This window comes from Liquorilactobacillus capillatus DSM 19910 (genome assembly GCF_001434915.1).
Taxonomy (GTDB): Bacteria; Bacillota; Bacilli; order Lactobacillales; family Lactobacillaceae; genus Liquorilactobacillus; species Liquorilactobacillus capillatus.
The window spans coordinates 76,717-88,961 of record NZ_AZEF01000042.1 but is presented as its reverse complement, the minus strand read 5'-3'; the positions used below and the strand labels follow the sequence as shown (position 1 = coordinate 88,961).

General features: G+C 39.7%; 9 protein-coding genes and 1 CRISPR repeat array. Of the genes, 8 read left to right on the top strand and 1 reads right to left on the bottom strand.

Annotation, left to right across the window (positions count from 1 at the left end):
- Positions 1-164: 164 nt before the first annotated feature.
- Complete coding sequence (locus FC81_RS11285; protein WP_420806355.1) at positions 165-368, bottom strand: transposase; 204 nt, start codon at positions 366-368, stop codon at positions 165-167.
- Positions 369-689: 321 nt separating this feature from the next.
- Here FC81_RS11285 and FC81_RS09265 point away from each other — a divergent pair, with 321 nt between their 5' ends.
- The 8 genes from FC81_RS09265 to cas2e are packed head-to-tail and all read left to right on the top strand — an operon-like array spanning position 690 to position 10,080.
- Positions 690-3,464 carry a CRISPR-associated helicase/endonuclease Cas3 gene (locus FC81_RS09265; RefSeq protein ID WP_057746115.1) on the top strand — a complete coding sequence of 925 codons (2,775 nt, stop codon included), beginning with the start codon at positions 690-692 and terminating at the stop codon, positions 3,462-3,464.
- The gene (locus tag FC81_RS09260) at positions 3,457-5,154 is read left to right on the top strand and encodes a type I-E CRISPR-associated protein Cse1/CasA (protein ID WP_057746113.1); all 1,698 of its coding nucleotides are present in this window, start codon (positions 3,457-3,459) and stop codon (positions 5,152-5,154) included. Before FC81_RS09265 ends, FC81_RS09260 begins: the two co-directional genes overlap by 8 nt.
- Before the next feature lie 17 nt (positions 5,155-5,171).
- Entirely contained in the window at positions 5,172-5,789 is a 618-nt protein-coding gene (gene casB, locus FC81_RS09255; protein ID WP_057746110.1) for a type I-E CRISPR-associated protein Cse2/CasB, read from the top strand.
- Positions 5,790-5,791: 2 nt separating this feature from the next.
- Positions 5,792-6,865 carry a type I-E CRISPR-associated protein Cas7/Cse4/CasC gene (gene cas7e / locus FC81_RS09250; protein WP_083478810.1) on the top strand — a complete coding sequence of 358 codons (1,074 nt, stop codon included), beginning with the start codon at positions 5,792-5,794 and terminating at the stop codon, positions 6,863-6,865.
- Positions 6,846-7,559, top strand: coding sequence for a type I-E CRISPR-associated protein Cas5/CasD (cas5e, locus tag FC81_RS09245; protein WP_057746104.1), 714 nt, complete (start codon positions 6,846-6,848; stop codon positions 7,557-7,559). Before cas7e ends, cas5e begins: the two co-directional genes overlap by 20 nt.
- Positions 7,560-7,573: 14 nt before the next feature.
- Positions 7,574-8,242, top strand: coding sequence for a type I-E CRISPR-associated protein Cas6/Cse3/CasE (gene cas6e / locus FC81_RS09240; protein ID WP_057746101.1), 669 nt, complete (start codon positions 7,574-7,576; stop codon positions 8,240-8,242).
- 3 nt (positions 8,243-8,245) lie between these two features.
- Complete coding sequence (gene cas1e / locus FC81_RS09235) at positions 8,246-9,199, top strand: type I-E CRISPR-associated endonuclease Cas1e (protein ID WP_057746098.1); 954 nt, start codon at positions 8,246-8,248, stop codon at positions 9,197-9,199.
- Positions 9,196-10,080: a type I-E CRISPR-associated endoribonuclease Cas2e gene (gene cas2e, locus FC81_RS09230; RefSeq protein ID WP_057746094.1), complete on the top strand. Its 885-nt coding sequence runs from the start codon at positions 9,196-9,198 to the stop codon at positions 10,078-10,080. Before cas1e ends, cas2e begins: the two co-directional genes overlap by 4 nt.
- A 29-nt stretch (positions 10,081-10,109) precedes the next feature.
- Positions 10,110-12,212: a CRISPR direct-repeat array (repeat unit 28 nt; unit sequence GTATTCCCCGCGCATGCGGGGGTGATCC).
- Positions 12,213-12,245: the final 33 nt, after the last annotated feature.

Sequence of the window (12,245 nt, the reverse complement as noted above, 5' to 3'; positions counted from 1 at the left end):
CGAGTAGTTACTCGCCATTATATTCTTAATTAGCGGTAAATATTTATGATAGATTTTTATTGCCGTTTCAAGCTGTGAGCTGATGTTGTCAGCTTGATTTAATGTTTGAATGAACTTTGAATGATCATGATTTCTTAAGGTATCAACTAGAGAATGCGATATTTTTATGAGAAGTGATGTATTAATTGGACGCGTGTCTGATTCAATGCTTGGAGTCCCATTTGAACTAGATGAAAGTTATTGGCAATCATTTTTGCTTCTGGAAATATGGATTGATACTGTGCATCGAACTCAATAACTACGCGTTTAACTGTTCTGTGTTCGGACAAGGAACAGTTATTTTCAAAGTGTTTCTTTGATACTTCAATTAAGTCACTGTTTATGAATGGTTGGATGCTATCAAGAGTATGAAGTGGGTTATACTATAATTAAATGTTTACACTCTTTTTTAAGTATCTAGAACATGTGATGGGGGACGATTTTTTTAGACATCTATACGCGTGAAGTTTCTAAAAATGTTGAAGATCGTTGTGGAGAGGAGTTAGTAGCGAATTTTTTTTATTGCTAGCCTGATTTAACAGCTAGATCTGATGATTAGCGTATTTTATATAGAACGATGATTTTAACTAGGCTAATTAAGATATAATAATTACATAGAATGAAGCTATATATGGAGGTGACGATTTTTGATGTCTTTATCAAAACAGGTAACGACTCTGTGGGCCAAAAAACGTTCTGAAGAAGGAGAACATTATTGGTTACCATTAATTACACATCTACTTGATACACAAAATACTATTAACTGGCTTTTTAACCACTGGTTTAGTGAAGGCCAAAGACAATTACTCGCACAACGATTAGGCGAGGAAAATGTTGAAAAACTGGTTAAATTTCTTGGGTTTGTCCACGATATCGGTAAAGCAACACCTGCGTTTCAAGTGAAGAGATCTTTTGATGGTGATAGTGAATTAGATGTCGAACTATTGGAAAAGCTCGTTAACAACGGCTTTACAGGGTTAGATGAGTTAACTTTAGCAGCACCTCAGGAATCCCAACATGCACGCGCAGGGGAAGCTATTTTAGATCGTGAGGGTGTTCCTGAATCGGTTACTGCGATTATTGGGGCCCATCATGGTAAACCAGAGGAAAGATCACAGAACAAACAGATTGCAATTTATACTGCAAATTATCTACAAAGGGATATTGGAAAAAGTTCTACAGATAAGAAAATTCAGAAAAATTGGGAACAAGTACAGAAATCCCTTTTTAAATATGGGTTAAAATTAGCTGGCTACGAAATAGTCGATGAAATTCCAAATATTAATCAACCTGAGGCTGTTTTATTAGAAGGTCTACTCATCATGGCGGACTGGCTTGCTTCAAGTGAATATTTGGGTAAGGATACTGAAGTACCGCTATTTCCACTGATTAGCCTCGATCAAACTTTTGAAGAGATAGATATGAAAAAGCGATTTAGAAGTGCCATGATGATCTGGTATCAAACGGGAGAATGGGTACCAGCCCAGATTGCTACTAAAGGTGATCCCTATAAGAAATATTGGGGATTTGATGCACGACCAGTTCAACAGATTATGACAAAAGCGATAGCTGATACAAAAGATCCTGGTGTAGTGATTATAGAAGCTCCTATGGGGATAGGGAAAACTGAAATTGCACTTTTAGCTGCCGAGCAATTAGCATTTAAAACTGGACAGGATGGCTTATTTATGGGATTGCCAACTCAAGCAACAACGAACGCAATGTTTGCACGAGTGGAAGACTGGCTGGAATCATTGGCTAAAATGCAAGATGAAAACTTTGCTATTAAATTAATGCATGGCAAAGCTGAATTTAATGAAGATTATCGACAAATCCCTAATGCTTCTAATATAGATGACGAAGGTGCAGTAGTTATCAATAATTGGTTTTCAGGTAAAAAATCAATTTTAACTAAGTTTGCAGTTGGGACTATCGATAATTTGCTTCTAATGGGGCTTAAGCAAAAGCATCTTTTTTTAAGGCATCTGGGATTTAGCAATAAAGTTGTGATTATTGATGAAGTCCATGCATATGATAGTTATATGAATCAATATCTATATAAAGCAATCGAGTGGCTAGGTGCGTATCATGTTCCTTTGATAATTTTATCTGCAACCCTTCCCAAACTAAAGCGCAATGCACTGTTAAAAGCCTATTATAAAGGAAAGTATGGGAAACATTTTAAAAAGAACGTTATTGCTCCAACCGGATGGCAGAATCAGCAAGCGTATCCCCTGCTCAGTATTCTTGATGATAAAGAAATTAAGCAGATAACTGATTTTAATGTCCAAAGTAATCAGGAGTCTGTCGAACTTCAAGTGAAGCGACTTCAAGTTACTGATACAGAGGTAATTCAAGTCGTTTTGCGGAAAATATGTAGTGGTGGTATTGCAGGTATTATTGTTAATACTGTTAAACATGCGCAAGTATTGGCCAAATTGGTACCAGACGATGTTAAGTTAATAGTACTGCATTCAGCTTTTTTGGCAACAGACCGTGTGTCACTTGAGAAGATCCTTGAAAAGACTATTGGGAAAAACGCTAAGCGGCCATATAAAATGATTGTAATTGGGACACAGATTTTGGAGCAATCATTAGATATTGATTTTGATGTCCTGTTTACTGACGTTGCACCAATGGATCTTTTGCTTCAACGGGCAGGACGCCTACATCGACACTGTATTAAACGTCCTGAAATGCTAAAGCAACCATTGCTCTATGTTATGGGAATTAATGAATTTGGTGATTATGGTTCTGGAAATGAGGCGATATATGAAAAGTATCTTTTAATGAAGACAGACCATTTTTTAAGTGATAAAATTCAATTGCCAAATGATATTTCAAGGTTGGTGCAAAATGTTTATGATAATAACACCGATAGTGAAATTGAGCAGTTAACGGAGGCACGGGATAAGTTCAACACTGACTTTCAATGTAAAAAGAAAAAAGCTAAGATTTTTCAAATTGATAATCCAAATTTAGAGGTATCAGCGATGGATGATGACATGACGATTCATGGTTGGCTAAGTCGAGGACAGAATCACGTTGATACTGACGAACGAAAAGCTGCTGCCGCTGTACGTGATATTCAGGAGACATTAGAAGTTATCTTAGTTCAACATCTTGAAACAGGTAATTTTTTGATGGATGGACAAAATTTAAAAGATTGTTCACCTATTAAAATCGCCCAGCAAGTTATCCAAATCCCCCAAGCTATTACGCCAAATTACAAAATAGATCAAGTGATTTCTCAACTTGAAACACAAACAAGTCATTATTTTTCAGATTGGCAAGATAGTTATTGGTTAAGAGGAGAATTAGTATTGCTCCTTGATAAAAATTTCTCGGGAGAATTGGATGGCTGGAAACTACATTATTCCCCAATACTAGGCTTAAGTTATGAAAGGGAGGGTAAAGATGAGTGACAAAGTTTTTAATTTAGTTACTGATCCATGGATTAAAGTAATTGATAAGACAACAAATCAAGATAAAAAAGTGTCCCTAACTGAACTGTTTGAGAATGCACAACATTATAGACGACTGGCAGGGGAAATGCAGTCACAAGATTTAGCTGTCCTACGCTTTTTATTAGCAATCTTGACAACTGTTTATTCGAGAGTTGATGTTGGTGGCGAGGAATATGAATGGTTGGAGATTGATACAGAGACCTTAAAAGTAATCAATTTAGTTGACGAGGATGACTATGACCAAAAGGATTTGCAAAAGACTTGGCAACAACTATTTCAGCAAGGCCATTTTTCAAGAATTGTGATTCAATATTTAAAGCAACACCAAAAACGGTTTGATTTATTTGGGGAACAGCCGTTTTATCAAGTGACAGCGGATGAGTATGATGCTGTAGTATCTGAAAAAAAGAAGGTTGCAACAGGGGCTGGGACAGTTTCAGTTAAACAAATCAATCGCCTTATTTCGGAAAGTAATAATACACCAGATATTTTTACACCCAAAACGGATAACCAAAAAAATCAAGTCTCGTTAGATGAATTGGTACGCTGGCTAATTATGTATCAAAACTTCACGGGTGTAACTGACAAAACAAAGGTTGACACCAATGAAAAATTTTCGACACCATCAGGGTGGTTATATAAATTAAATCCAGTCTTTGCAAATGGGTTCACCTTATTTGAAACTCTGATGTTGAACCTTGTTTTATTTACTAAAAAAGAATATGTTATTCAAAAACCAGTTTGGGAGTACAAAAATTTCCAAGACTATGTAGCGAATCGTAAAAAGGTAATCCTACCAGATGATTTAGCAAGTCTATATACAGCATGGTCACGGGTACTACATATTGAATGGGATGAGCAAAATCAGCCGACTATTTTCAGTGCAGGATTGCCAATGTTTAGTAATAAAAACGCGTTTATTGAACCGATGACGACTTGGAAAAAAGATTCACAAGGAGGCGAAGGGGATCATAAGCCGGCTGTAAAAAGTACTCGTTCTCTGGGAATTGCAATGTGGCGTAATTTTGGTCAATATGTCAATATTGACAAGAGTAAGTCTCATGAACCTGGAATCGTTTCGTGGTTACACACACTGGAGAAAACGGGGCTGTTAGCACCAAACAAACGACTGAATCTAGCAACTGCTGTTTTAGTAAGTGATGGTAATGCTACGTCTCAGACACCTGTCGCAGAAATAGCTGATGATTTGGTTATTAAAGCGGAGGTATTATTTGATAGTAAAGAGACGCAGCGGTGGCCTGAACGAATTGAAAATATTATTGAGCTAACACAACAAGTTGGTAGAGATTATTGGCAATTTGTTGCAAGTGTAGGACAGATTAGAAATCTTGATTCTCGTCAATTTGCAAGTGAGTACAGTACCAAGTTCTATGATCGATTAAATGAACCATTTAAACAATGGCTAGCAGGATTATCAAATGATGATAATCGTGATGAAAAAGAGCTTGAATGGCAACGAACTTTGAGAAAAATTGTATTGCGGTCGGCAGAAGAATTTATGAATTCAAGTACTTCAAGAGACATTAGAGGTATTACGACTACTAGGAAGAATAAGCCAATTATTCAGAACATTTTTACGGTAAATAATGATTTGAGGTATAATTTGAAACGGCATTTAAACCTCTAGGAAGGGTGGTCAAATATATGGAAAATTCAATTGTTATCTCCGTTAATAATATCATTTATAATTTGTACAGAAATGGAAATATTAATAAAGCAGTTCTTGCAAGTGCGAGACACGCTGTATCTATGGCAAGCCCACAAGCGCAATCAGTTTGGCCAGTAATGATGGCAGAACTGCAAAAGCCGATGTTGAGTCAAAATGGTGAACCAACATACGCGGAAATAGCAACTTATGCGGTAGTTCGACTATATGCAATTCATCAACAGAGTATCGATACTTGTGTTTATTCGCCATCGGTTAATCAATACAATGAGAAGTCAGAGGGAGTTTCGTTATTCGTGGCTTTAGCTGGTTTACGACAAAATGAGGATGTTAAAGTTGCGTTAGACAGGCGGGTACAGCCACTGCTTGCGACAACGAATGTTAATAGTGTTATTAATTCACTTACACATTTAGTTGCTATCCTTAAGGGGAGTCAACGTACATGTAAAGTTGATTATGCCCGTTTGGCAAATGATCTTTTTCAATTTCAAATTAGCTACGAACAGGCCAATCGCGTTCGATTGAATTGGGGACGCCAATATTTTTATTCAAATAATAAATCCAAAAAAGAGCAAAATGAAGGGAAGAAAAATTAATGATTACTCCAAATTTATACATTGACTTACATGTTTTACAGACTGTACCTTCTGCAAACCTTAACCGTGACGATACAGGTGCACCTAAAACCGCATTGTACGGTGGCGTGACTCGAGCGAGGGTTTCTTCACAGAGTTGGAAACGAGCAGTTCGTCAAGGGTTTAAGGCCGAAAATATAACAGCTGGTATTCGGACAAAAGAAGCTGCTCAATTATTAATTGACCAGTTGATGAAATTAGATGGAGACTTAGATGAGAAAAATGCACTCGAAAAGGCAATTGAAGTTTTTAAAGCTGCAGGTATCAAAATTGATAAGAAAACAAATGAGACAGGTGCATTGCTTTTAGTGAGCCGTGGGCAAATTGAAAAATTAGCTCAGTATGCACTTAGCAATGTCGATCTAAGTAAGAAAGAAATCAAAAAAGTTTTAAAGAGTGACCAATCTCTTGATCTTGCATTGTTTGGACGTATGGTGGCCGATAATCCAGAATTAAATGTTGACGCCTCTACTCAAGTAGCGCACGCTATCTCTACGCATGAAGTTGTTCCAGAATATGATTACTTTACTGCTCTAGACGATTTACAACCAAAAAATAATGCGGGGGCTGCAATGCTTGGCAGCTTAGAATTTAACTCATCAACTTTATATCGTTACGCAAATGTGAACGTAAATGAGCTGATATATAACATGGATATCGATAGTGGCATAACAGGTGCAGTTGCTTTTATTAAAGAGTTTCTGTTGACGATGCCATCAGGAAAGCAGAATACATTTGCTAACAAAACATTACCTAGTTATGTCATGATTAATCTTCGGACTGATACGCCAGTTAATTTAGTTTCTGCTTTTGAAGAACCAGTAAGATCAAAGGATGGTTATCTTAGAAAATCTATTGAAAAATTTGAAAAGGAATTTGAAGCAAGTGGGCAGTATCTTGATATGCCAGAATTAAATGTTGTTCTGAGTAAGTTTGAGACGAATACTGGGGTAAGAGTTGCTAATTTATCAGAGCTTTTACAACGAGTTACTGCTGGACTTAAAGAGGCGATACAAAATGAAGACGTTAACGATTAGATTAAATGCACCTTTGCAATCTTTTGGCAATGAAGCTACATTTGCACGTCGGACTACTTGGAAATATCCTTCAAAAAGTGCTGTTATCGGAATGCTCTCAGCAGCAATGGGGTATCGACGTAATAATTCACGAATTGCTGATCTTAATAGATTAAAATTTGCAGTCCGCATTGATCAACCTGGACAAACAATGACTGATTATCAAACTGTTGAATGGAAATCTGATACACGAAAAATAACCTATCGTGATTATTTGCAAGATGCTATTTTTGTAGTAGCAGTTGGGAGTGAGGACGAGAGGCTGATTGACACTTTAAGGACAGCACTTCGACATCCAAAGTTCCAGTTGTTTATTGGGCGCCGTGCAAATACTCCGGCTGGGCCACTTCAACTATATTTATTTAACCATCAAAACCCGGTTCAAGTTTTGACGGATTTTAAGTGGCAGGCATCTGAATGGTTTCGTAAAAAAACAAAAAAAGAGTTTGTTAGTCTGGAAATGATTGCGGATGCTGAACTATTGTCGGATTCTAATGGAGATCCCGAACTAGTAAAAGACCGTATTATTTCTCTTGACCAGCGATATCGGCAAATTGGATTTCGAGCTGTTTCACATACACAAGTTCAACTCAACAATGATAAGTTTAAAAAACAAATAGTAGGTACTGAGCATGATGTCATGAATTTTCTTTAGAGAGGAGTTGCCCTATGTACTTAGCAAGGGTCGAAATAGCAACTAAAAATCGGCAAAAAATTAAGGATTTAACGCATTTGGGCGCTTATCATAATTGGGTTGAACAAAGTTTTCCAGATGAGATCAACCTTAGTGAACGAAAGCGCCATCTGTGGCGGCTTGATCAGTTAGCGGGTAAAAATTATTTGCTAGTATTAAGTGAAAACCGACCAGATGAAGAGTATTTGAAAAAATATGGTGTTTCAGGCACTGTTAAAGTTAAACCTTATAATCAATTTTTGGATGCAATTAGAAATGGTGAAGTAATGCAATTTAGATTAACTGCTAATCCAAGCTATTCTGTTTTGCAACCAGGAAAAAAACGAGGGCGAGTGTATCCACATGTTACTGTTAAACAACAGCGTCAATGGTTAAAAGAAAAAGCTAAAAAGGCAGGGTTTAAACTCGTTCAACAGCGATTGTTGGACAGTAAAGATGATGACGGTCTTGCTTTTGATATCGTCAGTCGTGATCATCCAGTTCTATATCGTGAAAAAGGACGAGCTATGCGATTGAGCCGCGTAACGTTTGAAGGGCTGTTACAAGTTCAGGATGTGACTGTATTTAAGGAAACACTTACCAAGGGTTTAGGTCGTGAGAAAGCTTTTGGGATGGGATTAATGACGGTAATTACCGAGGTGTGAGGAATGAGTAAGAACATAGGTGCAAAGAAACCTGAGCGGTCTGAATTAGGGCGGGTAAGAGACCGACTGACTTTTCTTTATTTAGAGCATGCAAAATTGAATCGTCAAGATAGTGCTATCAGTGTAATAGATAATAGGGGAACGGTGTATGTACCGGCAGCAGTTGTCAGTGTTTTAATGCTTGGGCCGGGTGTTGACGTAACTCACCGTGCCATGGAACTGATTGGTACATCAGGAATGGGTGTTGTTTGGGTCGGTGAATATGGTGTAAGACAGTATGCCTATGGGCGTCCGTTAAATCATGCTTCAACACTGTTAGAAGCTCAAGCAAAACTGGTGTGCAATTCAAAGACTCGAATAGCAGTTGCACGAAAAATGTATCAAATGCGTTTTAAGGGTGAAGATGTCTCAAATTTATCCATGCAAGAATTAAGAGGAAAAGAAGGTGCAAGGGTTCGTCGGGTTTATCGGGAACATTCGAAGCAGTCAAAAGTAGACTGGTCACGTAGAGAATATAACCCAGATGATTTTAATGCAGGTACACCAATTAATAAAGCTTTGACTGCAGCGCATCAGGCTCTCTATGGGTTAAGCTACAGTGTTATTTCTGCTCTAGGTGCGTCAGCAGGATTAGGATTCGTACATACGGGACACGATTTATCTTTTGTGTACGATTTTGCAGATTTATATAAAGCAAAATATTCAATTCCAATTGCTTTTAAAATGACAGCGAAGTTCGGTGATGATAAAAATATTGCCTCTAAAACACGCTTAGCAATGCGAGATGCTTTTAAAGATGGAAATCTTTTATCTCAAATGGTTGTAGATTTAAAATATCTTCTAGGTGAAGTAAATTTAGAAAAAGATGTTGATTCTCTAAGTCTTTGGGATGATAAACTTGGTTTACAAAAGATGGGCGTTCAATATCATGAGGTTGAAGAGGATGAATCGGTATGATAGTGATTACTTTAACCAAAGTTCCTAACTCTCTTCGGGGCGATTTAACCAAATGGTGTCAAGAAATTCAAACTGGTGTTTATGTTGGCAATGTTAGTGCTAAAATCCGTGATAACTTATGGGATAGAATTATGCGTGATATTGGAAATGGTCAAGCGACAATGGCTTATAATATGAACAACGAACTTGGATATACGTTTAAAACGACTCGTTCAGACCGTGATGTGATAGATTATGATGGAATTCCGTTGATGATGCACTTGAATGTGCCCAATAGGGCAGTTAAACATGGTTTTAGTGATGCAGCGAAATTTCATAAAGCTAAGGTGATGTCACATAAAAGGCTGAAAGTGAAGGATAAATTGGAGAAAGATTTAAGTGAGTCAATTGTATCGATAGACATTGAAACAACCGGTTTGGATGTTACGAAAGATCAAATAATTGCTATTGGTGCAGCTAAAAAAGATAGTTGCTTTTATTCCTTAATTAAGACAAATACCATAGTACCTAAAAAGATATCTGATTTGACGGGGCTAACTTCCACGATTTTGTTAGACGAAGGTTTGGATTTTAGAGTGGCACTAGTCCAATTGAAAGAATTTATTGGAAGTCTACCAATAGTAGGGTATAATGTTCGCTTTGATGAAGCTTTCCTGAAAAAAGGGTATAAAGATGTTCAAGAAGTTGGTCTATCGAATAAAATAGTTGACTTAATGCCTGTGGTTAAAAAGACAAATAAGTTTTTGGATAATTATCGTCTTAAGACAGTTTTAGAAGACTATAAAATTTCAAATCAGCATCCTCATCGTGCGGATTCAGATGCAAAAGCAACACTTGAATTGGCGACACAACTCATAAAAAAACAGTGTTTGAAAATCTAAAGATGCCGGTTTAATAGGATTAATTTAGTGTATTCCCCGCGCATGCGGGGGTGATCCCTTCTGTAGATTCACTTACTCAGACTGTTACTAGTATTCCCCGCGCATGCGGGGGTGATCCTACCAAGATCTTCATTGACAATTTTCCCTGTCGGTATTCCCCGCGCATGCGGGGGTGATCCTTGTATTGCTCGCGTTTCGTTTCACTGCGATTAGTATTCCCCGCGCATGCGGGGGTGATCCTATGCTTACTCCTTACGCTACTCAAACTTATACGTATTCCCCGCGCATGCGGGGGTGATCCTACGTGTTTTCAGTGCTTCATACTTATCTTTTGGTATTCCCCGCGCATGCGGGGGTGATCCTTAAGCTACTTAGTGCTAAAAATGATGAGTACAGTATTCCCCGCGCATGCGGGGGTGATCCTATATAATGTGATAGTTACCATCTTTGTCGATAGTATTCCCCGCGCATGCGGGGGTGATCCCTAGCAGTAGATGTTTGATCGGCTTTGGACACTGTATTCCCCGCGCATGCGGGGGTGATCCTACGGGTGTTACTACAACAATTAAAATTACAGCGTATTCCCCGCGCATGCGGGGGTGATCCCGGTGGGCATCTATCAAAGGACCCTCCAAAGCAGTATTCCCCGCGCATGCGGGGGTGATCCCCACTTCAAGACATGACGGGCAAAGTTATTGGAGTATTCCCCGCGCATGCGGGGGTGATCCTAAAGCACTAGATAATCCGGCCACACAAGAAGCGTATTCCCCGCGCATGCGGGGGTGATCCCGAATCGTTACGGTATTCTTATCTTCACTATCAGTATTCCCCGCGCATGCGGGGGTGATCCTAGTGACGTTGTCACCATTTGAAATTGCATTGAGTATTCCCCGCGCATGCGGGGGTGATCCTTGAGGTGATTAAAGAGTGAGAAGAGGTGCTAGGTATTCCCCGCGCATGCGGGGGTGATCCTTCTTGTTTCTTTTCATCTTCTCTAGTCTGTTTGTATTCCCCGCGCATGCGGGGGTGATCCTTGAATAGACACCATGCAATCCTGATTCTTTTAGTATTCCCCGCGCATGCGGGGGTGATCCCTTTTACTTGGCGGTTAAAGTTAATTGGACTAAGTATTCCCCGCGCATGCGGGGGTGATCCTACTTGTGACTATGCTATTTCAAGCCATTTTGGGTATTCCCCGCGCATGCGGGGGTGATCCCACTGGTAAGATGACTGAAATGATAAAAGTTCAGTATTCCCCGCGCATGCGGGGGTGATCCCTATCCCGCTCGTTGAGTCATAGGTTAGCTTGAGTATTCCCCGCGCATGCGGGGGTGATCCTCTTTGACCAGTGCATCGTGCTGATAAATTCTAGTATTCCCCGCGCATGCGGGGGTGATCCTCATTAGTTGCTCATTTGAATTAACCCCTGCAGGTATTCCCCGCGCATGCGGGGGTGATCCTATAAAGGCAGCTGCAGGCTATACTGCCTATCAGGTATTCCCCGCGCATGCGGGGGTGATCCTAGATGAGTTTGGTGTGCCGTACAACTATTTTGGTATTCCCCGCGCATGCGGGGGTGATCCTCAATCACGAAGACACGGTGGGGAGCGGCAACAGTATTCCCCGCGCATGCGGGGGTGATCCCATGCAATATCCTTTTGCTACTATGTCTTTTGTGTATTCCCCGCGCATGCGGGGGTGATCCTAAACGGACGTGCTGGAATATTCGCCGCTTTAAGTATTCCCCGCGCATGCGGGGGTGATCCTACCAAGTGACATAATACAGTCTTTGATTTCTGGTATTCCCCGCGCATGCGGGGGTGATCCTGTACTGGACTCCGTACAGTGGTTCGTGCTTGAGTATTCCCCGCGCATGCGGGGGTGATCCCCTTTGTGACAAAATAAATAATTGGCTAAAAGAGTATTCCCCGCGCATGCGGGGGTGATCCCAAATGAAGTTCTGCCAAGCATTCGAAAAAACGGTATTCCCCGCGCATGCGGGGGTGATCCCAACTGCCGATCCATCTTTTTGACCATCAATATGTATTCCCCGCGCATGCGGGGGTGATCCCTACAATTTCATGATATTTATAAATCTCTGCTCGTATTCCCCGCGCATGCGGGGGTGATCCTAGACTATCTCATGACAAGATAAAAGCTGCTGA